The following is a 23,032-nucleotide window of genomic DNA, read 5'->3' on the forward strand; positions in this document are numbered from 1 at the left end:
CATAATGTTTTTATTGTACTACACCGGCAAACAGAATACAAGGCGCAGCAACGATAAAAAACCGGTCCAAAGCCATTTGGCCGGACCGGAGCACAAGAACTATTCTTTTTCTTCCCAGGATACTGCCAGAGCATCCTCTCCAATATGGATACTCAGCACTGGACCGATTTCACGTAAAAGGATCAAGGGGACACACAGTTTCTTTTTTAGTGAAGAAGCAAACTGAACGGCTTCTTTCTTTTTTTCATAATACTGTACCACCAAACGTTCCGTGTCATGGGGGATTTGTGCCGCCAGCAGTTCACTTTTTTCCTGCCAGCCTCGTGCCAATCCACAGCTGATAATGCCTCCACGGCGCAATAAAAGAACGGGCCTGCGGTTTAAAATGGAACCGACGGATTGACGCACCACGCCAATCCGTCTGCTTTTTCTCAAAGCATCCATATGCTCAACAGAAAAAGCCACCCCAATTCGTCCCCGAAGCCGCTCGCATAAGGCGGCAGCTTCGGACAGACTCATCTGTTTTTTATCGATTTCTTCACGGATTCGGGATATCAGCAGATAGAGGCCCCCAGCTGTCAGCTGCGAGTCCACAACGGCAATCCCTTCCCCCACACGTTTTGCCGCTGTTATTGCGGCGGAGTAAGCTCCGCTCAAACGGGAGGAAAGAACTGTACACAGGACCTCCATCCCATTTCTCTTTAAACTGCGGAATAAATGGTAAAATTGCTCCTCTGAAGCCTGAAGAGAAATTTTTTCACGACTGTTCCGAAGAACAGAAACATATGCCCCATTTTCTCCCTCAAAAGTTTCCGTATAGAGGTTCCCATCCAGGCGATAGGTATGAGGTACCAGAAATACATTCCAGTTCCGTGCTTCCGCCTGCGTCAGACAGGCAGTACTGTCTGTGACAAGAGCAATCATTCGCCAAACACCCCCAGCCTGCGGAAACGGCGGTATCTTTTTTCGCAGCGTTCCTCAGACGTCATGGAACTCAATTCGGTAAAGGCCATGTCAAGCTGTGCTCTGAGTGTTTCACAGATAGCCTCGGGAGAGGTTTCCGGAACGATTCTTTCGATCACACCCATTTCCAGCAAATCCTCGGCTGTGATTTTTAAGCAGGAGCAAGCCTCTTTGACCTTGGCGGCATCTTTCCACAAAATACTGGCGCACCCTTCAGGACTGATAACAGAGTAAACCGCATTTTCCAGCATCCAGACCTCATCCGCGACAGCCAAAGCCAAGGCGCCTCCACTTCCTCCTTCTCCTACAAAAACGGAGAGGACGGGAACCTTGAGCGTCATCATTTCCATCAGATTTTCCGCAATTGCTTCTCCCTGCCCACGCTCTTCCGCGCCCATGCCGGCAAACGCTCCTGCGGTATCTACAAAACAGAGAACCGGACGGCCAAATTTTTCCGCCAGCTTCATCTGGCGCAGTGCCTTCCGATATCCCTCCGGGTTGGCGGAACCGAAATTCCGGTGTGCTTTGTCCCGGATGTCCCCCCCTTTTTCATGCGCAATCACTGTCACGGGACGGCCACACAGAAATCCTATCCCGGCCATAACAGCCGGATCGTCTCCAAAACGGCGATCTCCATGAAGTTCAATAAAATCCGTGATCAGGTGTTCGATATAATAACGCCCGCTGGGACGGCCGTTTTTTCTTGCGAGCTGTAGGCGTTTATACGGATCCATGCGGGTTTCCTCCTTTGTGCAGGCACAAAATTCGGATCAGCTGGTCTTTGAGCTCCACACGAGGGACAACTCCGTCCAGGAAGCCCTTTTCCATCAAAAATTCGGCGCTCTGAAAACCTTTTGGAAGCTTCTGCCGCATCGTTTGCTCAATAACGCGTGGGCCCGCAAAGCCAATCAGGGCACCTGGTTCCGCCAATGTGATATCGGCTTCCATGGCAAAGCTGGCCGTGACGCCTCCAGTAGTTGGATGCGTCAGCACAGCGGTATAGAGAAGGCCTTTGTCGCTGTGGCGTTTCACCGCACCGCTTGTTTTAGCCATCTGCATCAGGGAAAGAATACCTTCCTGCATCCGTGCCCCGCCGGAAACGGTAAAACCTATAACAGGAAGCTTTTGTTCCAGCGCACGTTCAAATACACGGGTAATTTTTTCTCCCACAACCGATCCCATGCTCCCCATCATAAACTGCCCTTCCATGGCAAACAGCGCGCAATTCATCCCGCCAAGCTGTCCTAAACCGGTAACAACAGCGGAGTTTTCCCGGCTCTTTAAGCGACTGCTTTTGAGCTTGACCGCGTATCCCGGAAACGACAGGGGATCCTTGCTGTACACTCCAGTATCCCACTCCTGAAAAGAACCCTCATCACAGATTTGGAGAAGTCTTTTTCTGGCAGGCATTCTGAGATGGTAACCACATTTTGGGCAGACGAGAAGATTTTCTGTCAGCTCAGCAGATGGTGTTACTCTGCCGCACTCCGGACATTTGGTAAAAAGGGCGTCCGGGACGCTGGGAGAGTTTTCAGCGAGGGTCTGGCTATACCCCTCAAGCTGATTCCGGTTCTTTTTGAAGCTCGTTTTTTTCAGCATCGCTTACCCTCTTTTCTCCATGAAATCCGTCGTATAGGTACCGGCGCGGAACTCAGGCGTTTCGAGAAGATCCAAATGCAGATCCGCTGTATGGGTAACCCCTTCGATCACCAGTTCGCAGAGTGCGGCACGCATTTTGCGAATGGCTTCTTCTCTGGTCTGTGCGCAAACAATCAGTTTACCCAGCAAAGAATCATAATAAGGAGGAACGAGATAATCCTGATACAGAGCCGTATCAAAGCGAACCCAGGGGCCGCCTGGGAAATGAAGCAGACTAACCCGACCGCAGCTTGGTGCAAAATTGTTCTGCGGATCCTCCGCATTAATACGACACTCAATGGAGTGACCGTTCAAAGCGATTTCCTCCTGATGGAAGGGAAGCTCCAGACCGGCCGCCACACGGATCTGCCATTTCACCAAATCAATTCCCGTTACCAACTCTGTCACCGGATGCTCCACCTGAAGACGGGTATTCATTTCCATGAAATAAAAGTTGCGATCCCGGTCTACCAGAAATTCGATGGTTCCAACGCTGTCGTACTGAACTGCCTTCGCAACCTTTCGCGCAGCATCCATCATGCTTTCGCGAAGTTCAGGCGTAACAAACGGAGAAGGGCTCTCCTCCAACAACTTTTGGTTTTTCCGCTGTATGGAACAATCGCGTTCCCCCAGACAAACAACATTTCCATGCTTGTCGCAAAGGATCTGCATCTCAATATGTTTCACTGGTTTGAGAAAGCGTTCCATATAGCAGGCGCCATCCCCAAAAGCACTCTGAGCTTCCGTAGAGGAGGCCAAGAATGCGTTTTCCACTTCCTCCAACTTTGACACTAAACGGATCCCACGGCCTCCGCCTCCCGCCCGAGCTTTCACCAAAAGAGGGAAGCCGATTTTAACTGCCTCTTTTCGTGCCGTTTCGGCATCCGGTACGAGATCACAGCCGGGAACCACCGGAACACCCGCGTCGCGCATCGTGCGTTTAGCCTGATCCTTATCTCCCAAAAGAGAAATGAGACGGGCGGAAGGACCGATAAACGTAATGCCGCATTTTTCGCACAGCTCGGCAAAACGGGTGTTCTCACTCAAAAGTCCGTAACCGGGATGAATTGCCTGCGCCTTAGTCTCTACCGCAGCGGACAAAATGGCAGTCATATTCAGGTAGCTGTCCTGTACGCGTGCCGGACCAATGCAGATGCTTTCATCCGCCAGGCTGACATGGAGCGCATCCCGATCTGCCTCGCTGAACACAGCTACGGTTGCGATTCCCATTTCCTTACAGGCACGGATAACCCGAACCGCAATTTCACCGCGGTTGGCTATCAAGATTTTTGAAAACACAGCGCCCTTCCCTTCCTTCCTCTGTTATTTTACCAATGCAAAACTGAGCTCTCCGCTTACACAAAGCTTTCCGTTTACATAGGCGGAGCATTCCGTAAAATAAAACGTCCTTAGCGAGCGTTTAATTGCGCAATGCATCTCAATGGTATCTCCCGGCAAAACGGAATTCCGGAACTTCACTTTATCAATCCCTGTAAAATATGGCGTCATCCCAACAATTTTATCGGCCAGAAGCACACAGCAGGTTTGTCCCATCATTTCACACAAAACAACACCGGGTACCACGGGATTGCCGGGGAAATGTCCCTGCAGGAACCATTCGTCTCCACGTACTGTATAGCGGCCAACTGCGGTGTGATCCTCCATTACGGAGGCTTCATCCACCAGCAGCATAGGTTCCCGGTGCGGCAGCAGTCCCTTAATTTCTTCACGAGTCATGATGTGTTCTCCTTGTCAATACAACTTAAACAGGCACTGGCCGTACTCTACCAGTTCCCCATCGTGAATACAGACATCCACAATTTCACCATCCTGCGGAGCTGTGTATTCATTCATCAGTTTCATGGCTTCAATAATGCAGAGGACCTGTCCTTTTTTTACCTTGTCTCCGGCTTTGACATATGGTTCTGAGCCTGGTGTTGGGGATACATAGACAGTTCCCACCATGGGAGATTTCAACTCTGTCACACCGTTAAAATCCACCACGCTGCCTTCCGCTGCTTCAGGCTCCTTTTTGGAAGCCGTGGACATGGGTGTGGGCACATTTACAGTTGGAACAGGAAGCGGCTCAAAGCATGTCTGTTGGCGCTGCATCCGGATGCTTCGCTCCCCTTCCTCAATCTCCAGCGAGGTTAAACCTCTTTCTTCCATCAAATCAGCCAGAAATTTGATTTCATTCAGTTCCATGGTTCAAGCCTCCTCTGCTCTGCGAAACACAAGGCATGCGTTGTGCCCGCCGAAGCCAAGCGAGGTGGAAATCGCGGTATGCAGTTCTGTCTTTCTCGCTGTCCCCGGCGTATAATCCAGATCACAATCCGGATCTGCCTCCTGTAAGCCGATGGTCGGGGGAACAATTCCTGTTTGCAGGGCTTTGAGGCAGGCAATCGCTTCCACTGCCCCAGCCGCGCCCAGCATATGTCCCGTCATGCTTTTGGTACTGCTGATGGCCACCTTTCCGGCTGCTTCTCCAAATGCCTGATGAAATGCCAGGGTTTCACTTTTGTCATTGAGAGGAGTGCTGGTTCCATGCGCGTTCACATAGGTGTGTTCGTCCACCGTGATTCCGGCTTCCTCCATGGCCAGCCGAATGGCGCGCGTAATGCCATCCGCTTCCGGATCGGGAGCGGTGACATGGTATGCGTCTGATGTGTTGCCATAGCCGCAGATTTCTCCGTAAATTTTCGCACCTCGCGCCAGCGCGTGCTCATATTCTTCCAACAGAATCACGCCCGCTCCCTCTCCCATCACAAAACCATCGCGGTTTTTGTCAAAGGGACGGCAAGCAGTTTTGGGATCGTTGTTGCAGGAAAGTGCCATACAACTTGTGAATCCGGCAAGAGTCAGCTCGCAGACGGCAGCTTCCGAACCGCCTGCCAGAATCGCGTCGGCATAGCCGTGATGAATGGCCCGATATGCCTCACCGATTGCGTGAGTGGAAGTAGCGCATGCAGTTACAATCGGAAGTGTTGGTCCTTTTGCCCCAAAACGGATGGAAACCGTACCGGACGCCATATTGGAAATCATCATCGGTACCATGAAGGGCGAAACGCGCTTCGCTCCCTGGCACAGCTTATCGCTGTTTTCCGTAGTAGTGAGAATCCCACCAATTCCGCTGCCAATGTATACGCCGAAGCGTTCCGGCTCAATGGTTCCCTGCACTCCGCTGTCGTGCATCGCCTGTTCCGCCGCAGCCACGGCGTACTGAACAAACAGATCGTTTTTTCTCAGATCGCTTTTTTCAAAGTACTCCAGAGGATCAAAATTCTTCACCTCAGCGGCAATCTGCACTTTTTTATCGGAAGCGTCGAAGCGGGTGATAAAATCCACGCCGCAGACGCCTTTTGTCAAAGAATCCCAATACTCCTCAAGATGGTTGCCGACAGGAGTGACGGCACCCATTCCCGTTACGACTACTCTTCTCATTTCGTCCTTCCTTTCTCGGCCCGCCTGGACTTACATGGCAAGGCCGCCGTCAACCCGAATCACTTCTCCCGTAATGTAGGACGCGCCCGGTCCGGCCAAAAATACAGCCAGATTAGCGACGTCCTGCGGCAATCCGGTGCGCTTCATCGGAATCTGCGACGCAATGGCTTCCTTTGCCTTTTCAGGCATGGCATCTGTCATATCAGACTGGATATAACCGGGAGCAATCGCGTTGCAGGTAACACCGCGGCCCGCAAGCTCCTTGGCAGTGCTCTTTGTCAGGCCAATCATCCCAGCCTTTGCAGCAGCATAATTGGCCTGGGCGGCGTTGCCAGTCAGGCCCACAATGGAGCTGATGTTGATGATACGGCCTGATCTTTTGCGCATCATGTGGGAATACAGATGGCGGATCATATGAAAGGCACCCTTCAGATTTGTGTTGATTACATCGTCAAAGGCTTCCTCCTTCATGGAAAGCAAGAAGCCATCGCGGACAATCCCTGCATTATTGACGAGGATATCCACTTGTCCGAATTCTTCTAAAATCTGCTTGGTTACAGTCTCTGTTTCCTCAAAACTGGAAACGTCACACTGATACGCACGGACCTTTCCTCCGATCTGTGCAATCTCCTGCTCCGTCTTTTCCGCCGCTTCACGGTTTCCAGCATAAAGAATGGCAACGTTTGCTCCTTCCTGTGCCATAGCCAGCGCAATCGCGTGCCCTATACCGCGGGAGCCTCCAGTCACAACGGCTGTTTTATTTTCAAGCGTTCTCATTCCTGTCCTCCTGTTTTACGTAAAGCACCAACTGTTTCCTCCAAGGTTGCGGCATCCTCAACACGGTATACCTCAGCCTTCGGAAGAATTCTCTTCACCAGACCCGACAAGGTTTTTCCTGGGCCAACCTCCACGAAAGTATCTATTCCATCTGCAGCCATCCGTTCCACTGTTCTTGTCCAAAGAACAGGATTCTTTATTTGCTCTGCAAGCATGGTTTCTCTGTTTTCCTGATAAGGGGCAGCAGTGCGATTCCCATAAACAGGAATCTGAGGAGGCTTTACACCGATTTGAAGCAGTTCCTGAAGATAAGCAGCAGCAGCCTGCTCCATAAACGGAGAATGGAATCCACCGCCAACAGCCAGCTTCTTGACTCGTCCGCCGGCTTCCGCTGCAAGTTCACAGAATTGATCCAAATGGTCCGTTCCCCCTGCAACTACAAGCTGACCACTGCAATTGTAGTTTACAGGATACACATCCGGGAAACCGGCACAAAGCTGTTCTACCGTCTCATCCTTCAGCTTCAGAACGGCTGCCATGGCGCTGGGGTGTTCCTGCGCGGCTTGCTGCATTAACTCACCGCGGCGGCAAACAAGAGAAAATCCATCTTTTTCTGAAAAGGAACCGGCAAAGGTCAGGGCAGCCATTTCTCCAAGAGAAAATCCAGCTGCTGCATCCGCATGAATACCAGCTTCTTCAAGCGCATATGCTGCGGCGAGGTCAACTGTAAATACACAGGGCTGTGTGTTTGCCGTCTGTGTCAGCTCCGCGGGATCTCCCGCAAAGCACTGGAGAGATGTTCCCGGGCGGATGGAATCCGCCAGTTCAAACAGACCCACGGCTTTCGGGCTGATTTCTGTGAGTGATTTTCCCATCCCAGGATATTGTGCGCCCTGTCCAGCAAATAAAAAAGCTATTTTACCCATCGAGCGGCTCCTTTCAGCAAAACCTCTGCCTCATCACACAGGTCGCGGATGATTTCCGCAGCAGGCTGTTCCTTTTGTACCAAACCGGCAATCTGTCCTGCCAGGAAGCAGCCTTCCGCTTCGTTGCCATCTACCGCCGCTTTACGCAGGGCGCCAACTCCCATCTCTTCCAGCTCTTCCGCCGTCACATTGGGATCGTATTCTTTTTTCATGTATTCACGGCTGAATCGGGTTTTCAGACTGCGCACCGGATGACCGAGCCGTCTGCCGGTGGCTACCGTGTCAATGTCTTTCGCCTTCAATACTCGATCTTTGTAATTTTGATGGACTCCGCATTCCTCCGCTACCAGGAAACGGGTGCCGACCTGAACACCGCACGCTCCAAGCATGAAAGCTGCTGCCACGCCGCGTCCATCCGCGATGCCGCCCGCCGCGATAACAGGAATTTTCACAGCGCTGCACACCTGAGGAACCAAAGTCATGGTGGTCAGTTCCCCGATATGCCCTCCACTTTCTGTTCCTTCTGCCACAACGGCGGAAGCACCTGCGCGCTCCATCATACGGGCGAGTCCCACGCTGGCAACCACAGGAATCACACAAATTCCCGCTTCTCTCCAGGCTGCCATATATTTTCCGGGGTTACCGGCGCCGGTGGTTACCACCTTGACGCCCTCCTCTACCACAACTTTAGCCACTTCATCCGCAAAAGGACTCATCAGCATAATATTGACGCCAAACGGTCGATCCGTAAGCTTCTTGGCCTGCCGAATCTGTCCGCGGAGCCAGTCTGCATTGGCATTCATGGCAGAGATAATACCAAGACCGCCTCCATTGCTGACAGCGGCAGCCAGATTGGCATCGGCAATCCAAGCCATACCACCCTGAAAAACAGGATAGGAAATCCCTATCAAATCACAGATGGGAGATTGCAGCATATTTATTCCGCCTCCGATTCTTCAATCACTTTCAACAAATCGCCCACTGTTTTGAGCTCCTGATCCTCTCCAATGGTCACGCCGAACTCATCCTCGCACGCCATAATCAGATCTACCACATCAAGAGAGTCGAAGTTAAGCTCCTCAAAAGAGGTTTCTTCCGTCAGCGTACCCGGCTCCAGGTCATCTTTGTACTCCGCAAAGATTTTCTCCAGCTTTTCCAGATTTGTCATCATTCATTTTCTCCTTTTCATTCTCATGATTTAAAAATATTCTTTAACCGTTCAGCAGATTTTTCCGTATTACAATATCACAGTGTCCAGTCTAACGCAGCGGTTCCGGTAGTCAGACCTGCGCCAAACGCACAGAATACGAGTTTCTGTCCTTTTTTCAGTTTGCCTGCCCGGTTCCACTCATCCAGGAGAAGCGGAATACTCACTGCTGAAGTGTTGCCATATTTCTGAATGTTGACCGGGAATTTTTTTTGGGGAAGTCCTAACTTTTTACGAGCGGTTTCAATAATGCGGAGATTTGCCTGATGGAGGAAAAAGTAATCGGTTTCCTCTGGGGAAATACCGGTAGCTTTCGCCGCTTTTTCGATTCCGCTGCAAATCGCTCCCACCGCAAAGGTATAAACCTCACGGCTCTTCATCAAAAGTCCCGGTTTTCTGGTATCGGGCTCTGTATAAGGGCAGCTTCCGGGAGCCAGAGGAGAAGCAAGACAAAGATTTCCGTGTGCCGTGACTTCAAGGAAATGCAGCGCATCCCCTTCTCCCAGAACTACAGCAGCGGAAGCGTCTCCAAACAAAACACAGGTGCTGCGATCCGTCCAGTCCAGAATCCGGCTCAGGCGTTCCGCAGCAAGTACAAGAACATATCGCGCTTTCTTTCTGGCAAAGACACCTTCTGCCACATCCAACGCATAGAGGAAACCACTGCATGCGCCGTTTACGTCCACCGCGGGACAAGTGGCTCCCAGTTCCATCTGTACCACACATGCCAAGCTGGGAGTCATATAATCACCACCCAATGTGGGGCAAATGATATAATCCAGATCTGCGGCTGTAATACCGCTGTTTTCCAGCGCGTTTCGGGCTGCAGCCACCGCGATTTCCGTGACAGTTTCCGTAGTGAGAATAGGCCGTTCTTTGATTCCGGTACGTGTTGTGATCCATTCGTCACTGGTATCCACCAGCTGAGAAAGATCGTCGTTCGTTTTCCGGCAGGCAGGTAAGGCGCTGCCTGTTCCTAAAATTTGAAAACTCATATTTCCTCCTCGGTCCTGTGAATTTTTTGGGCAAAGAAAAGGTTTAGCTTCCGCATCCCCTTCAACATAGCTGCTTGTTCCTCCTGTGTGAGATCCTGAACAATGGAGCGCACCATTCGGATGTGAAAATAACGGTGAGCCGTATTGGCCTTTTGGCCGATTTTCGTCAGGGTAACATGAACCACCCTTCCGTCGATTTGGCTCCGGTTTTTTTCCACATAGCCTTTTTTGACAAGCTTATTGATGGCAGCGGTGACCGAAGGGAGGCTGATTCCCATTTTTTCAGAAATCTCGCTGATAGTCAGACCATCCTGCCGTTCTCCTACATCCCCTACAGCCTCCAGAAGATGAATTTCATTAATCGACAGGTTCATGTGCTTTGAGGTACAAACCATCTGCTCCTCCATCAGACCGATGGAGCGATAGGTCTGTACCAGGAGATCGTTCAATTCCTTTTCAAAAAGGCTCATCCCCGTCTTTCCTTCCTCTGAAAAATCCCCTATGCCTTTGCCGTTTTTCCCTGTCCTCTGGTGCTCAGTGGGAAATCCAGCGGCAGGAGAAAAGCAATAGCAGATTAAAATAATTAGTTTGTCTAACAAATTATAAGCTTCTCCTGCTGGCTTGTCAAGGAAGAAATCTGTCGGTGAAATAATAAAATCCAATCGTTTTCCCCTCACATTCTTTACATTTCTCACAAAACAAACTATAATAGCACCAAAAGAGGCGTTTGTTTTATGCCTTAATCAGAAAGAAGAGATCATCATGTCAAAAGTTTTTGCACACCGCGGTTTTTCCGGTCAATATCCCGAAAACACCCTTCTCGCTTTCCGTAAGGCCATGGAGGCGGAATGCGACGGGATTGAGCTTGATGTACATCTCGCGAAAGACGGTTCTCTTGTCATCATGCACGATGAAAAACTTGACAGAACCACAGATGGAACCGGTTTGCTTTGCGAATATACCTTGGATGAGCTGCGCCGTTTTAATGCTGCCGCTGTAATGCCCGGAAAATTTCCCTTTGAACCAATTCCTACACTGGAAGAATATTTTGATCTAGTAAAGGACACTTCTGTGATCACAAACATCGAATTAAAGAACAGCGTGATCTGGTATGAGGGAATGGAGAAAAAAGTCATCGAGATGGTACGTGCTTTTCATCTGGAGGATCGGGTGATCTTCTCTTCCTTTAATCACGAATCCATTGTGTTATGCAAACGTTTGGCTCCCGAAATTCGCTGCGGTTTTCTTTATGACTGCTGGCTGGTTCATTCAGGGAAATACGCAAAAACAAATGGTGTGGAATACCTCCACCCCTCTTTGAATTCTCTTAACGACGCTGTTATCGATGAAATTACACGGGATGGAATCGGATTAAATGTCTGGACGATTAACGAGGAGCCTGCCATGCGTTATCTGACGCAGAAGCAGGTCAATGGAATCATAACCAATTATCCAGATGTATGTCGCTCTGTCCTTCGTTCCCTTTCATAACAATATAAAAAGCGGAAGCTTTGATCCAATATTGACGATCAAAGCTTCCGCTTTTCTATATTTTCAGTATATCAGAAGATCATTCTTCCGCTTCCCATTCAGATATTGCTTCAGCCAAGGATGAAGCGTTACACGCAGTGCTTTTTGGGGACAAATCTGAACACAACGCATACAACGGATACAATTTCTGCCTGGTTTTCCATCCAGCATTGTATTCATGGGACAGCGCTTTGCGCACAATCCACAATGATTGCAGTTCCTTTCCCGAGTCATCCGTACACCAAGCTGTCCTCTTCGCAAAGGGAAAAAAGAAGCAAACGGATTTTTCCAGGTATTGGGGATATGTATTGGTTTAGGGTTTGCAATTCGTTCAATCAATGCATCCAAGCGGGAAAAATCTGCTTGAAATTGTTCATTCAGGTAAGTGTGGCTAATGGGAACATATGCCCCCCCTATCACACGGCCTTTCACCAATTCTGCCGCCTCTTTTAAGGCATTCCCAAAGGACTTTCTTCCATAGGTGGCAATCAGAATAAAATCAGAAGCTGAAATCAAAGGAAGAGCTTTTTTGACTGGAAGAGGAAGACTTTGGCAATAGACAGGAAATACCACAACAGCAACTTCATTCTCAAAGGAATCTGGCTGCCAGTCCAAGGAAAGTTCCAGGAGCCGGCAGGAAAACATTTGAGCCACATATTGCGCTACTTGTTTCGTTCGCCCGGTTGCGGAAAAGCAATACACGGTTGTCAAGGGGATTCCTCCAGTATCTTCTGTATCAACATATATTCACACACTGGCTCCTGGCAAAAGCCAAGCGTGTTTTTCAGCTCATAAATCGCTTCCTCCCGGGTTACATAGTGATCCCGGCTGGCCAAGGCAAGCTCCAAAGCGCTGAAAGGAATCATACGGCTTTCACATGCCCGGAACCGAATAAATTGTGAATGCTCTTTACACCGCTCAATACAGCAGCTTGTGTGCAGCCCTTGTCCTGCATCAGAAGGCGGAACCCATCCGCACGTCTTTACAAGGAGTTCCTTCACATTTTTCCAGTCATATCGTCCGCCGCAGGCTGCATTGAAATCAAGGTGGACAAATGCGGGAATCCGTCCACTGCGGGATGAGGAACGAATGGCTCGCTTGAGTGGTGGAAGCAGTTCAGGCACACTATGCAGCGCTTTTGTGACGTTGGATAAAAGCTCATTGGGATATAATCTTTCTTTAATAGGATTTCCTCCATAGGCAAGCTGTTTCATTGTCATCAATGTGTGGAGCTGCCCTTTCTTCAAAGGAGGACGCAAGGTTAAAAGGCGCCATACAGAGATCAAAATATTCAAAAACCGCCTTTTTTCAAAAGAATAGGCAAATTTGGGTGCCATGTGATTATAGAAAAGGCCCAGCATTTGCACTGGTTCATTTCCCGCGAGAAAATATGGAACACGATTCGCCACCATTTCCGGATAAAAAAGCATATAAGCCAGTGAAGGGCAAGCACAGGTATTTCCGTTGAGCAAATAAAGCCGATGATAAATACGCATCAAATCCTGCCGGCTGACCGTACGGCAGATAAACTCTACCTTTCCCAAGCGCTGCTTGGCATTTTCTATGCTTTGTTTGGCATTCTCGGACATCCATGGAATTTCCCATGTCATAGCCAGAATGCGAAGGCCCATAACTTCGGAAAGATAATAAAGCAAAAAAGTAGAATCTTTTCCTCCCGTGTAAAAGAGTGCGGCATCGAAGCGGGAATGCTTTGCACGGGGAATTTCCGTTATCACAGGAACAAGGCTTACCAGCCCTTTCTCCTCCTCTTTGGCCTGGCAGAGCGGACAGAGGCCTTTTTCATCAAATTCAATTCCAGGAATCATAAAATCGTTGGCACAACAATTTTTACAGAAGGTTGCTTCCTCCACAGAATTCGGTATTGCTCTCAACTGGTTTCTGCTAACAATCTGTACACCAATAAGAGGTTGGAGACTCTTTTCTTCAAAATGATTAAGGTCTCTGGGAAGCGATGCAATCAAAACCGCCTGCTTTCGGGAAAGATGGATTTCATTTTCAAATAAATGCTCTTTGTTCCTCAGCCCATAGTAGACTAATTTTCTTCCCTGAAGCTTCCACCGGCTCTGCACATAATATTCCATATCTTCTTCCACCGCCAGATTTCTTATTGAGAAAACAGGTTCGGATGCAACACTCTTTCCACGTGAGCGGTAAGATAAAACAGTTTGTCCATTATTCCCATTCGTGACTGAGAATTCGCATCATAATAAAATCGCTGTACTCGTTGTTGTAATAGTATGCTTCCTCCATAATACCTTCCTGTTTGAATCCAATTTTCTTGTAGAATTCCAGTGCATCTGTATTCAATCCTACTACTCCAATGGAGACGCGATGCATTTTATACTCATGAAAGGCTATATCAAGCATCATACGAATTGTTTCCGTCCCGTATCCTTTATGCTGCATCTTCGGATCGGGAATGATAATGGTAAGATCGGTTTGGTGCCATGCAGGAAACATGCGGAGAAGGCCAGTCTCACCGATAATATTACCGTTAAGATCTGTAATCGTATACCAGACCGAATCTTCCGATTTGTGGTTGACGTTAATACAAGTTTTTACCTCTTCTTCATCGGTAGGTTTCTCAAAGCCACATTGAAACATAACTTTCGGCTGATTAAACCAATAAGTAAAAAAAGGGGAATCCTCTTCTCTTTGCTCGCGCAGAATAACCCTTTTCCCTTTGATCTCTTTATTCATGCTTTTTCATAAACCTTTCTTTTATCTTGACAAATCGTCATTTGTTTGTTGGTTTAAATATTATAGCACAGAAATATAAATACTTCTACCACGCAGACCAGATATCGTGTGGCAAACACGCTTGTCACATCCAGCTACGCTTTTGTAAACAGCAATTTTAGCAAAAAGAAACTGGATATCAGTTTTAATACTCAATTGTATCAAAACTGATATCCAGCCTATGGTGCGAGGGGGGGGACTTGAACCCCCATGAAGTTGCCTTCACTAGAACCTGAATCTAGCGCGTCTGCCAATTCCGCCACTCTCGCGTTTTATTCGGTTTTCTTGCAACTTTGATATAATACCATGTTTTTTTGAGGGTGTCAAGAGAAAAAATAAATTTCACAAATTTTCTATAAAAAACCGTACAGAGCAGGTTCTCTGCTCTGTACGGAGAAATGAAAAATGCAGGTATGACATTATTTAACAATGGCAGCTTTAAGCTTGACTAAATCCTCTGTATTCGGATGGTGAAGAGCCTGATCAAAATTTTCCAGCATAGCGGTGCGGCGGGGTCCTTCCTCCATCTGTTCATAACGCGCACGAACAGACATAGGCATCTTCCCCTGACACATATAGGTCCCTGTCAGTTCAGCACCCCTTCCCAGGTTTTCTTTCACTCGATTCAAAATTTGTTCAAAGTAATCTGGCGCTCCCCCAAAACCTGCGGTACCAAATAAAAACACCTTCTGATGAGTAAGTTCCTGTAAAAACTGCGCGACAGAAGCATCGCAAGTCCCTTTGTCTGTCCAAAAGCCAACATAAATTGTTTCCGCCGTAAGGGCTTTTAAATCAGGCGTGCCAAAATAGATGCAATCCTCCTGCGGCAGGGCTTCCCGAACTGCCTCGGCCAAAAGAGCGGTATTTCCTGTATGACTGCTGTATACAACTGCGTAACTCATGAAGCCTCCCAAATAAATTCAAACATTGTAATTTTAAACATCATTTTGTACTTTCTCTTTCACCAAGTTTCTCATTGGTAAAATAAAATGAACTGGACACTAATTCAGATACCAAACGCATCAAAATCAGTGTCCAGTTATTGGTGCGAGGGGGGGGACTTGAACCCCCATGAAGTTGCCTTCACTAGAACCTGAATCTAGCGCGTCTGCCAATTCCGCCACTCTCGCATTTTTATTCGGTTTTCTTGCAGCTTTTAAAGAATATCATATTTTTTTATGACTGTCAAGAAAAAAATGAAAAAAATCAAAAATTGCTGTAATTTGCAATTTTGCGAAGGAGCATGCTATACTTAAATTCCGCGCCAGACTTATAAACCAAAAGAAGATAAACAAATATTGTGAAGAGAAAGAAGGAGGTCCTATGAAATCGAATTGTGATTACTGCTGTAACTTTGAGCAGGATTATGAGACGGGAGAAAAGAGATGTGTTATTGATTTGGATGAAGATGAAATGTTTGACTTCATGATGCATACAACAACTGAATGCCCATATTTCCAAATGGGGGATGAATATAAAATTGTTCATAAGCAGATCTGAATAAATATGGCCGTATTCCCCATCTGCTGTTTTGGCATTTTTTATTCCCATACCACATCAATTTGCTGATCAAAGCTGCGGCGGGAATTGTTCAACGAGATGCCTGCTTTCTGCATAAAACAGATGCGCTCCAACAGTTTCTTATCAATTTGTTCTCCCGGAACAATCAGAGGAATTCCAGGCGGGTATGCAAAAATAGTTTCCCGGCAAATATATCCCTCCGACTGAAAAAAAGGAATGCATTTTCCTGCTTTGGACTCCGCTTCACGCAAGGACATTACCTTTACAGGAAGAGTAAAGGTAATGTCCTTGTCATATTTTTTCTTCTCTCTCCCTATCCGATCGGCTTTCAAGCTCTCCTCTTTTTCAAGGCGCAAGAACGCATGAGCCAAGCGCTGGAAATTTTCCTTTGTGTCACATAAACTTGTCATGGCAATGACATAAAAGCTTGCGGCCATTTCTAGTTCTATTTTGTCTGTGCGGCGCAGAGACTCCATAATCTGTGGACCTGTCAGGTTTGTTCCAAAAGAACCCAGCACTATTTTCGAAGGATCCAGTGCATAGATCCCATAACGGCCCGAACATTCTTTTGCTCCCCGCCCCAATAAGCAAAAGTAAGAGAGGTTTCGCATCTCCCTTTCAAATTGTTCCAGTTTTTCCCTGTAAAGTGAAAAGGCTTCCCTTCCGTGATCCCATAAAAACTGAACACAGCGATCCATGGATGCCAGCAACAAATAGGAAGGACTGCTGGTTTCATAGATAGACAGTTGGCGTTCTACCGCACCGGCCTGCACGAGATGATTGTTTAGATGCAGAACTGCTGTTTGAGTCAGGCTGGGAAGTGTTTTATGCAGACTTTGTACAACGAGATCCGCCCCACACTGTATCGCACTTTGGGGGAAACCGGGTGCAAGACCGAGATGAGCTCCATGTGCCTCATCCACAAAAAGTGGGATTCCTTTTGCATGCACAATGTCTGCGATTGCTTTTACATCAGAGAGAACTCCTTCGTAGGTTGGAGAGGTGATGGCAACAAGCTTAACATTTGGATGTTTTCGTAAGGCCTCCTCCACAGATTGCGGCGTGATGCCGCCCGCTGCCTCAAAACCAGGAATCGTTTCCGGACAGAGGTAGTGCGGAAAAAGATTGTTCTGGTAGAGGGCATGATAGAGAGATTTATGACTGTTTCGTGATACAAGGACTTCATCTCCCCACTGTGTACAGGCAGCAATGCCCGCCAGAACACCGCAGGAGCTTCCGTTGATTAGAAACCAGGTTTGCTTGGCTCCCCAAAGCGCGGCAGCGCGTTCCATAGATTCTTTCAAAATGCCCTGTGCGTTATGAAGATTGTCAAATCCGTCGATTTCCGTGATATCCAGACCATAGGGATTTTCCATTTGAAACAAGTGAGTGTTTCTTTTATGCCCCGGCATATGCATGGGGCATATGCCGGCATCCCGGTTTTCCTGCAAAGCTTCATACAGGGATTTCATGCATTCTTCTCCCCTTTCGTTTTTCAAAAATAAGAATTTCCAGAGAAAAAGGTGCGAAGCGTGCACACAGCCAAGCCTGTACACATTTCCGCACCTTTTATAAATTCTTTTTCTTCGTACGCAGAATTACCCCTTATGAGGTGTTTTTCTCCCCTCATCAAGCGCATCAAAAATTTCCTGCTTACTGTCTACATAATCCTGAAACTGTCCGGCTGTTTCATCGGAAAGCTGGCTGGGAGAGGAACCTTCATGCCGGAACGTCAGCTTCAGAAGAATCGGTGCTGCAATGGTAGTGGCCACCACCATGAGGATTACCGGAGCAAAGAAAGTATCCGACATCAAACCAAGAGCAGCTCCCTTTGACGCTACAATCAGGGCAACCTCGCCGCGTGAGACCATGCCGGAACCAATTTGCAAACACTCCTGATTTGTCATGTGGCAAAGCTTTGCACCTAACCCGCAGCCGATAATCTTTGTCAGAACTGCTATTACCATCAACAAAACAGCAAACAAGATGATTGTTCCTGTCATGGACGGGAGAGATACTTTCAAGCCGATGCTTGCAAAGAAAATCGGAGAAAGCAGAATATAGGACAAAGTATCAAAACGTGCTGCAATATACTTCGTACGCTGTGTGTTGGAAATCAAAACGCCCGCGATATAAGCGCCTGTGATGTCGGCAACGCCGAAAAAGCTTTCTGCACAATAAGCAAGGAACAGACAGAATACAAATGCGATGATTACGAAACGGCGCATGTCTTTCTGATATCTCGCCTGAAACTTATTGAAGAGACGGTAAAAGACATAGCCTGCTCCAAGAGAAAGGATGAAGAATGCTACGATCTTAATCAGCACCATAGCAATGTTCACCGTAGGATCCGCAAGGCTTGTAATAATGGTAAGGGCAATAATTCCCAAAATATCATCAATAACCGCTGCACCCAGGATTGCATTGCCGGCTCGGGTGTTCAGCTTCCCCATTTCCTTGAGGGTCTCCACCGAAATACTGACGGAAGTTGCCGTGAGGATAACGCCTACAAAGATATTTTGCAGGATCACCATATTGTCTGGTGTGCCGTCTGTGGGATGATTAAAGAAATATGTCAGAGCAAAACCGCCTATCAGAGGAACGACCACACCAATCAAAGCAATGACAAAGGAAGCTTTGCCCGTCTTTTTCAATTCCTTGATATCTGTTTCAAGACCGGCTGTAAACATTAAAATGATAACGCCAAGCTCAGCCATCTGTGTGATAAACTCCGTCTCAGTCAGCACATTCAGCATGGCTGGACCAAGAACCAGGCCTGCCAGCAGAGCTCCCACCACCTGAGGCATTTTAAAGCGCTTTGTAACAAGGCCAAGCACCTTGGTGCTCAGGAGGATCAAGGAAAGGTCCAACAAAAAATGGTATGACATATAGCTTTCTCTCCATCAATCTGCTTCGCGGTATTTTTGAAAACGCAAAAGCTTTTCTGAACGATTCTTCTGTGTTTTCAAGAACACCCGAAAAAATTTACTGGCGCGAAAGCAGAAATCTGTGATTTCATAAGGCTAATCGCGCTATTTTGACTGTTAGATTATAAGCTTTTGTCATAAATTTAGCAATGTCTATATTTTCTAAAACACTATTTGACAAAAGACAGAATATTGTATATGTTTTTCTTTTGGCTTTTACGTTTTCTCTGCCCAGAACTCTTGTAGAAGCAATACCATTTCTTCTGCTTTCCGCACGCGATGCAGCATATCCCAATGCGGAGGAAAAAGGCAGCGATAGTTTGGCTGAGAAAAACGTGAATCAATCAAAAGAACTGCGCCTTTCTCTGTCTCTGAGCGGATTACCCGCCCTGCTGCCTGCATTACCTTGTTCATGCCCGGAAAACGATAAGCAAACGAAAAGCCATCTCCTCTCTCCTGCTCATAATATTCTCTCAGCAGTTCCTGCCTTTGATTGACCTGCGGCAGCCCAACCCCCACTATCACTGCACCAACCAAACGATCCCCATAAAAATCAATCCCTTCCGAAAAGATTCCTCCCATTACACAAAATCCCAGAAGGGCTTTCGAGTTTTCTTCTGAAAAAAGAGATAAAAAGCTTTCCCTCTCCCTTTCTTCCATGTTTCTGCCCTGACAAACAATTTGCAAATCCGGAAATTTTTCTTCCACCAAGCTTTTTGCTTGTTCCATATATTGGTAGGATGGAAAGTACGCAATGCAGTTTCCCTTTCCCGCTTTGGCAAAGGTTCCTATCATTTGCGCAACCTCCGGCAGACTCCTTTGTCGATCCACATAACGTGTGCTGATTTGATCCGCTAGCAGCAACAGCAGATTCTCTTTGGGAAAAGGAGATGGTACAGAAAGTGTCCTGGCATCGTCTCCCCCACCCAGAACGGAAACAAAGTATGGCAGGGGGGAAAGTGTGGCCGAAAAAAGAATGGACGCCCTTCCCTTACTCATGGATTCATCCAAAAAACGTGCGGAATCACGGCAGAACAGACGAATCATAACCTCACTTTTGCGATGCTGAAGCTGTGTGATATATTCCGGCCCATACAATTCTGAAATTCGCAGAAAGAAACGCACATCAAACCATAGTGGAAGAAGCTGTCTGCGCAAAGGATGTTCCCGATGCATCTCCAACCATTCCTCGCATCTAACGGAAAATCGATGCAGCGCACGCAGAAATTCCTGCGGAATTTCTGCGCTTTCCGCTTGCCCGGTCTCTCCGCACAGAGGACGAAGTGCCAGCATGGCGGTATTCAGAGAGGCCAGCATCTTCCCTATCGTTTTTTCCTGTTTGCCAATCTCTTTTTTCAATGCCAAAACATTGGATTTGCATAACTCCGCCGTATACATATCCCGTCCGCGTTCCGGAAGATTATGCGCTTCATCAATCAGAAAAGTAAAATTCGTTTTTTCCTCTGCAAAGTATCGTTTAAGGCTTGCTACCGGATCAAACAGATAATTATAGTCACAAATAACGGTATCGCACCATTCAGACAGATCCAGCGAGAGCTCAAAAGGACAAACCTGGTGAAGTTCTGCTGCTCGTTCCAGTTTTTCGCGATCGAAATGATCTGTTTGCGTCAAAAGCTCATACAACGCTTTATTCACACGATCAAAATGTCCGGCAGTCCGAGGGCATGAATCTGGTGTACATTCCGGCGACTCCTGGCAGCAGATTTTTTCTTTGGCTGTCAAAACAATACTTTTCAAACGCAGACCTTTTTGCCGCATTACTGTAAGGGCGTCCGCCGCAGCCTGACGTGTGACAGTTTTGGCCGTTAAATAAAAAATGCGGCTTGTCAATTCTTCCCCCATCGCCTTGATAGAAGGAAAGAGTGTGGAAATGGTTTTTCCTACACCGGTGGGCGCTTGACAAAACAGACGTTTTTCATCTCGGATTGCCCGATAAACTGCGGCCGCCAAAGCACGCTGTCCTTTTCTGTATTCTGCAAACGGAAAGGACATGGACTGAATCGTTTCCTTTCGCAGCTGATCCCATTCCATGCGAAAACGAGCCCAGGGAGCGTACTGAGCAAGCAGTTCCTGATAAAAGTCGGAAAGCTGAGCAGCAGAAAAGGTACGCGTCAGACGACGCAGCTCCTGTGTTTCTGTTTGACAATAGGTGAGACGGACCGAAACCGAGTCGCATTCCCTCGAAACAGCATAGAAATGGGCGTAGCACATAGCCTGTGCCCAATGTACTTCCACACCGTCTGGCGGAAGGCTGGCAAGCGGCATGGAAAGGGTTTTGATTTCGTCAACGACGGGAAGGCCGTTTTCTTCAAAGATACCGTCCGCTCTTCCCTCCACACGAAAACAAAGTTCTTCCCAATTTTCCTGATGCGAGAAAAAGACCTCCGCTTGGTATCCCTCTCCAGCTTCTTTTTGCAGGCGGCGATGAATTTTCGCACCCTCCGCTGCTTTTTCCAGCGCATTTCCTCCGGATCCGCTTTCCAGATTTCCGCTGCGCAGAAGGAATTCCACAAGCCTTCGCGCAGAAAGCCTGATTTCCTCCATCGTCCACACCTCCCGCATTTTTTACCAGTATAGCACAAAAAACAGATGCCTGCCGAGAGAAAATTTTTTGAATGGAATCTGTTGTATTCCTTCTATAAATTTACTATAATATTGCTATATCAATATGTCATGAGGCTTTTCGACAAATGAAACAGGCGTGAACCAGCGGCGTCGGGCCAGAAGGCCCGCAGGTTCCGCCGTTTTCTTTTGCAGGGAAACCGGAAAGATGGAGGGACGCATGAAAGCGATCGGTTTTGACAACAACAAGTATTTGGAAATTCAGTCCCAGCATATTCAGCAGCGTATCGCCCAATTTGACAACAAACTTTACCTGGAAATGGGCGGAAAGCTGTTCGATGATTTCCACGCATCCCGTGTCCTGCCGGGCTTTTTGCCGGATAGTAAGATTAAAATGCTCATGCAGCTCTCCGATCAGGTGGAGATTGTGATCGTCATCAACGCCACAGATATTGAAAAAAGCAAGGTTCGCGGTGATATTGGCATCACATATGACGCAGATGTACTCCGCCTGATTGACGCTTTCCGCGGCAATGGCCTATACGTCGGGAGTGTTGTAATCGCCCAGTATTCCGGACAGGCTACGGCGGATACCTTCCATAAACGTCTGGAATCGCTTGGCGTCAAGGTGTTTTTGCACTATCCGATTGAAGGGTACCCCTCCAATATCCCTCACATTGTCAGCGACGAAGGTTTTGGAAAAAATGAATATGTGGAAACCACTCGTCCGCTCGTTGTTGTCACCGCACCTGGCCCCGGAAGCGGGAAAATGGCTACCTGCCTTTCCCAGCTGTACCATGAATACCGCCGCGGGATCAAAGCGGGTTATGCAAAATTTGAAACCTTCCCCATCTGGAATCTTCCACTCAAACACCCGGTTAACCTTGCCTATGAAGCTGCCACTGCCGATCTCAACGATGTAAACATGATCGATCCCTTCCATTTGGAGGCGTACAACGAAACAGCCATCAACTATAACCGGGATGTGGAGGCTTTCCCTGTTCTCAACGCCATTCTGGAAAAGATTTCTGGCACCAGTCCGTACAAATCCCCCACGGATATGGGAGTGAATATGGCTGGCCGCTGCATCATTGACGATGCAGCCTGTCAGGAAGCATCTCGTCAGGAGATTATTCGCCGCTATTTCCACACGATGTGCGATCAACGTCTGGGACGTGTGGAAGAATCTGCTGTGGTAAAGCTGGAGCTTCTGATGAGCCGCGCGGGCGTCAGTGTCGATGACCGGCCTGTGGTTGCCGCAGCTTTGAAGCGGGCGGAAGCAACGGAAATGCCCGCCGCTGCGATTGAACTTCCAGATGGGCGCGTCATTACCGGAAAAACTTCTTCTCTGCTTGGTGCGTCTGCCGCCGCACTGCTCAATGCGCTCAAAGCCCTTGGTGGAATCGACCACAAAATCCTTTTGATTTCTCCCAACGTCATTGAACCGATCCAGAATCTCAAAACCCATCATCTGGGCAATCATAATCCGCGCCTGCATACCGATGAGGTGCTCATTGCTCTTTCCATTTGCGCAACACTGAATCCGGTGGCGGGCCAGGCTCTTCAGCAGCTCTCCAAACTGCGGGACTGTGAAGCACACTCCACTGTTATTCTCTCTGCTGTAGACGATTCCACCTTCCGCAAGCTGGGTGTGCGCCTAACCTGTGAGCCACGCTACCAGACCAAAAAATTATTTCACAAATAAAATCAAAACGAGCCTGCCGAAAAAAGTGTTTTCTCTCAATAAGAGGGAGAAAACCTTTT

General features: G+C 48.0%; 23 protein-coding genes and 2 tRNA genes. 3 read left to right on the forward strand and 22 right to left on the reverse strand.

Translation table 11 applies throughout. The features are described 5' to 3' along the window. Window positions 1–99: 99 nt before the first annotated feature. From B5F35_RS10605 to B5F35_RS10665, 13 genes are all read right to left on the reverse strand, one after another. Window positions 100–924, reverse strand: coding sequence for a DegV family protein (locus tag B5F35_RS10605; protein ID WP_087240762.1), 825 nt, complete (start codon window positions 922–924; stop codon window positions 100–102). Further along, a complete protein-coding gene (locus tag B5F35_RS10610) occupies window positions 921–1,697 on the reverse strand; it encodes an acetyl-CoA carboxylase carboxyltransferase subunit alpha (protein ID WP_087240764.1) in 777 nt (258 codons plus the stop codon). The genes B5F35_RS10605 and B5F35_RS10610 overlap by 4 nt, the downstream gene beginning before the upstream one ends. Continuing rightward, a complete protein-coding gene (gene accD / locus B5F35_RS10615; protein WP_087240766.1) occupies window positions 1,684–2,562 on the reverse strand; it encodes an acetyl-CoA carboxylase, carboxyltransferase subunit beta in 879 nt (292 codons plus the stop codon). The genes B5F35_RS10610 and accD overlap by 14 nt, the downstream gene beginning before the upstream one ends. Before the next feature lie 3 nt (window positions 2,563–2,565). Beyond that, entirely contained in the window at window positions 2,566–3,900 is a 1,335-nt protein-coding gene (gene accC, locus B5F35_RS10620; protein WP_087240768.1) for an acetyl-CoA carboxylase biotin carboxylase subunit, read from the reverse strand. Between the two features lie 24 nt (window positions 3,901–3,924). Further along, the gene (gene fabZ, locus B5F35_RS10625) at window positions 3,925–4,338 is read right to left on the reverse strand and encodes a 3-hydroxyacyl-ACP dehydratase FabZ (RefSeq protein WP_087240770.1); all 414 of its coding nucleotides are present in this window, start codon (window positions 4,336–4,338) and stop codon (window positions 3,925–3,927) included. Between the two features lie 15 nt (window positions 4,339–4,353). After that, complete coding sequence (gene accB, locus B5F35_RS10630; protein WP_087240772.1) at window positions 4,354–4,806, reverse strand: acetyl-CoA carboxylase biotin carboxyl carrier protein; 453 nt, start codon at window positions 4,804–4,806, stop codon at window positions 4,354–4,356. A gap of 3 nt (window positions 4,807–4,809) precedes the next feature. Then, complete coding sequence (fabF, locus tag B5F35_RS10635; protein ID WP_087240774.1) at window positions 4,810–6,042, reverse strand: beta-ketoacyl-ACP synthase II; 1,233 nt, start codon at window positions 6,040–6,042, stop codon at window positions 4,810–4,812. Window positions 6,043–6,072: 30 nt separating this feature from the next. Next, entirely contained in the window at window positions 6,073–6,819 is a 747-nt protein-coding gene (gene fabG, locus B5F35_RS10640) for a 3-oxoacyl-[acyl-carrier-protein] reductase (RefSeq protein WP_087240776.1), read from the reverse strand. Next, window positions 6,816–7,745 (reverse strand): ACP S-malonyltransferase, encoded by a 930-nt coding sequence (locus B5F35_RS10645; protein ID WP_087240778.1) that lies wholly within the window; start codon window positions 7,743–7,745, stop codon window positions 6,816–6,818. The genes fabG and B5F35_RS10645 overlap by 4 nt, the downstream gene beginning before the upstream one ends. Continuing rightward, the gene (gene fabK / locus B5F35_RS10650; protein WP_087240780.1) at window positions 7,733–8,680 is read right to left on the reverse strand and encodes an enoyl-[acyl-carrier-protein] reductase FabK; all 948 of its coding nucleotides are present in this window, start codon (window positions 8,678–8,680) and stop codon (window positions 7,733–7,735) included. The genes B5F35_RS10645 and fabK overlap by 13 nt, the downstream gene beginning before the upstream one ends. 2 nt (window positions 8,681–8,682) lie before the next feature. Next, a complete protein-coding gene (locus B5F35_RS10655; protein WP_087240782.1) occupies window positions 8,683–8,916 on the reverse strand; it encodes an acyl carrier protein in 234 nt (77 codons plus the stop codon). 74 nt (window positions 8,917–8,990) lie between these two features. Beyond that, window positions 8,991–9,947, reverse strand: a complete 957-nt coding sequence (locus B5F35_RS10660; protein WP_087240784.1) for a 3-oxoacyl-ACP synthase III family protein — start codon at window positions 9,945–9,947, stop codon at window positions 8,991–8,993. Next, a complete protein-coding gene (locus B5F35_RS10665) occupies window positions 9,944–10,417 on the reverse strand; it encodes a MarR family winged helix-turn-helix transcriptional regulator (protein ID WP_087240786.1) in 474 nt (157 codons plus the stop codon). The genes B5F35_RS10660 and B5F35_RS10665 overlap by 4 nt, the downstream gene beginning before the upstream one ends. Window positions 10,418–10,568: 151 nt before the next feature. Here B5F35_RS10665 and B5F35_RS10670 point away from each other — a divergent pair, with 151 nt between their 5' ends. Further along, entirely contained in the window at window positions 10,569–11,438 is an 870-nt protein-coding gene (locus B5F35_RS10670; protein ID WP_242969487.1) for a glycerophosphodiester phosphodiesterase, read from the forward strand. Between the two features lie 63 nt (window positions 11,439–11,501). On the opposite strand, the gene B5F35_RS18455 is transcribed toward B5F35_RS10670, so the two are convergent. The 6 genes from B5F35_RS18455 to B5F35_RS10695 all read right to left on the reverse strand — a co-directional run bounded on the left by B5F35_RS18455 (window position 11,502) and on the right by B5F35_RS10695 (window position 15,367). Further along, window positions 11,502–12,179 carry an EFR1 family ferrodoxin gene (locus B5F35_RS18455; RefSeq protein WP_242969490.1) on the reverse strand — a complete coding sequence of 226 codons (678 nt, stop codon included), beginning with the start codon at window positions 12,177–12,179 and terminating at the stop codon, window positions 11,502–11,504. Window positions 12,180–12,184: 5 nt separating this feature from the next. Continuing rightward, a complete protein-coding gene (locus B5F35_RS10675) occupies window positions 12,185–13,579 on the reverse strand; it encodes an adenine nucleotide alpha hydrolase family protein (RefSeq protein WP_087240790.1) in 1,395 nt (464 codons plus the stop codon). 91 nt (window positions 13,580–13,670) lie between these two features. Next, entirely contained in the window at window positions 13,671–14,198 is a 528-nt protein-coding gene (locus B5F35_RS10680) for a GNAT family N-acetyltransferase (RefSeq protein ID WP_087240792.1), read from the reverse strand. 221 nt (window positions 14,199–14,419) lie between these two features. Beyond that, window positions 14,420–14,506 (reverse strand) — tRNA-Leu (locus tag B5F35_RS10685). Window positions 14,507–14,656: 150 nt separating this feature from the next. Next, window positions 14,657–15,139, reverse strand: coding sequence for a flavodoxin family protein BilS (gene bilS, locus B5F35_RS10690; RefSeq protein ID WP_087240794.1), 483 nt, complete (start codon window positions 15,137–15,139; stop codon window positions 14,657–14,659). A 141-nt stretch (window positions 15,140–15,280) separates the two neighbouring features. Then, window positions 15,281–15,367: transfer RNA gene (locus B5F35_RS10695), tRNA-Leu, on the reverse strand. A 193-nt stretch (window positions 15,368–15,560) separates the two neighbouring features. Here B5F35_RS10695 and B5F35_RS18885 point away from each other — a divergent pair. Continuing rightward, window positions 15,561–15,737: a DUF6472 family protein gene (locus B5F35_RS18885; protein WP_164488519.1), complete on the forward strand. Its 177-nt coding sequence runs from the start codon at window positions 15,561–15,563 to the stop codon at window positions 15,735–15,737. 41 nt (window positions 15,738–15,778) lie between these two features. On the opposite strand, the gene B5F35_RS10700 is transcribed toward B5F35_RS18885, so the two are convergent. The 3 genes from B5F35_RS10700 to B5F35_RS10710 all read right to left on the reverse strand — a co-directional run bounded on the left by B5F35_RS10700 (window position 15,779) and on the right by B5F35_RS10710 (window position 20,737). Beyond that, a complete protein-coding gene (locus tag B5F35_RS10700; RefSeq protein ID WP_087240796.1) occupies window positions 15,779–17,230 on the reverse strand; it encodes an aminotransferase class I/II-fold pyridoxal phosphate-dependent enzyme in 1,452 nt (483 codons plus the stop codon). 126 nt (window positions 17,231–17,356) lie between these two features. After that, window positions 17,357–18,646, reverse strand: coding sequence for a cation:proton antiporter (locus tag B5F35_RS10705; RefSeq protein ID WP_087240798.1), 1,290 nt, complete (start codon window positions 18,644–18,646; stop codon window positions 17,357–17,359). A gap of 255 nt (window positions 18,647–18,901) precedes the next feature. Next, entirely contained in the window at window positions 18,902–20,737 is a 1,836-nt protein-coding gene (locus B5F35_RS10710) for an ATP-dependent DNA helicase (protein ID WP_242969488.1), read from the reverse strand. A gap of 751 nt (window positions 20,738–21,488) precedes the next feature. On the opposite strand from B5F35_RS10710, the gene B5F35_RS10715 reads away from it, so the two are divergent. Next, complete coding sequence (locus B5F35_RS10715; protein WP_087240839.1) at window positions 21,489–22,973, forward strand: DUF1846 domain-containing protein; 1,485 nt, start codon at window positions 21,489–21,491, stop codon at window positions 22,971–22,973. Window positions 22,974–23,032 lie beyond the last annotated feature (59 nt).

The organism is Anaeromassilibacillus sp. An200 (genome assembly GCF_002160025.1).
Classification (GTDB): Bacteria; Bacillota; Clostridia; order Oscillospirales; family Acutalibacteraceae; genus Caccousia; species Caccousia stercoris.

Excerpts from the sequence above, each read along its gene's own strand:
- B5F35_RS18885 (WP_164488519.1), top strand. The coding sequence starts at position 15,561 with ATGAAATCGAATTGTGATTACTGCTGTAACTTTGAGCAGGATTATGAG.
- B5F35_RS10605 (WP_087240762.1), bottom strand. The coding sequence starts at position 924 with ATGATTGCTCTTGTCACAGACAGTACTGCCTGTCTGACGCAGGCGGAA.
- B5F35_RS10665 (WP_087240786.1), bottom strand. The coding sequence starts at position 10,417 with ATGAGCCTTTTTGAAAAGGAATTGAACGATCTCCTGGTACAGACCTAT.
- B5F35_RS10700 (WP_087240796.1), bottom strand. The coding sequence starts at position 17,230 with ATGAAATCCCTGTATGAAGCTTTGCAGGAAAACCGGGATGCCGGCATA.
- B5F35_RS10710 (WP_242969488.1), bottom strand. The coding sequence starts at position 20,737 with ATGGAATGGGATCAGCTGCGAAAGGAAACGATTCAGTCCATGTCCTTT.
- B5F35_RS10645 (WP_087240778.1), bottom strand. The coding sequence starts at position 7,745 with ATGGGTAAAATAGCTTTTTTATTTGCTGGACAGGGCGCACAATATCCT.
- fabK (WP_087240780.1), bottom strand. The coding sequence starts at position 8,680 with ATGCTGCAATCTCCCATCTGTGATTTGATAGGGATTTCCTATCCTGTT.
- B5F35_RS10655 (WP_087240782.1), bottom strand. The coding sequence starts at position 8,916 with ATGATGACAAATCTGGAAAAGCTGGAGAAAATCTTTGCGGAGTACAAA.
- B5F35_RS10705 (WP_087240798.1), bottom strand. The coding sequence starts at position 18,646 with ATGTCATACCATTTTTTGTTGGACCTTTCCTTGATCCTCCTGAGCACC.
- B5F35_RS10675 (WP_087240790.1), bottom strand. The coding sequence starts at position 13,579 with ATGGAATATTATGTGCAGAGCCGGTGGAAGCTTCAGGGAAGAAAATTA.
- fabG (WP_087240776.1), bottom strand. The coding sequence starts at position 6,819 with ATGAGAACGCTTGAAAATAAAACAGCCGTTGTGACTGGAGGCTCCCGC.
- fabZ (WP_087240770.1), bottom strand. The coding sequence starts at position 4,338 with ATGACTCGTGAAGAAATTAAGGGACTGCTGCCGCACCGGGAACCTATG.
- accB (WP_087240772.1), bottom strand. The coding sequence starts at position 4,806 with ATGGAACTGAATGAAATCAAATTTCTGGCTGATTTGATGGAAGAAAGA.
- B5F35_RS10610 (WP_087240764.1), bottom strand. The coding sequence starts at position 1,697 with ATGGATCCGTATAAACGCCTACAGCTCGCAAGAAAAAACGGCCGTCCC.
- B5F35_RS10715 (WP_087240839.1), top strand. The coding sequence starts at position 21,489 with ATGAAAGCGATCGGTTTTGACAACAACAAGTATTTGGAAATTCAGTCC.
- B5F35_RS10680 (WP_087240792.1), bottom strand. The coding sequence starts at position 14,198 with ATGAATAAAGAGATCAAAGGGAAAAGGGTTATTCTGCGCGAGCAAAGA.
- B5F35_RS10660 (WP_087240784.1), bottom strand. The coding sequence starts at position 9,947 with ATGAGTTTTCAAATTTTAGGAACAGGCAGCGCCTTACCTGCCTGCCGG.
- fabF (WP_087240774.1), bottom strand. The coding sequence starts at position 6,042 with ATGAGAAGAGTAGTCGTAACGGGAATGGGTGCCGTCACTCCTGTCGGC.
- bilS (WP_087240794.1), bottom strand. The coding sequence starts at position 15,139 with ATGAGTTACGCAGTTGTATACAGCAGTCATACAGGAAATACCGCTCTT.
- accD (WP_087240766.1), bottom strand. The coding sequence starts at position 2,562 with ATGCTGAAAAAAACGAGCTTCAAAAAGAACCGGAATCAGCTTGAGGGG.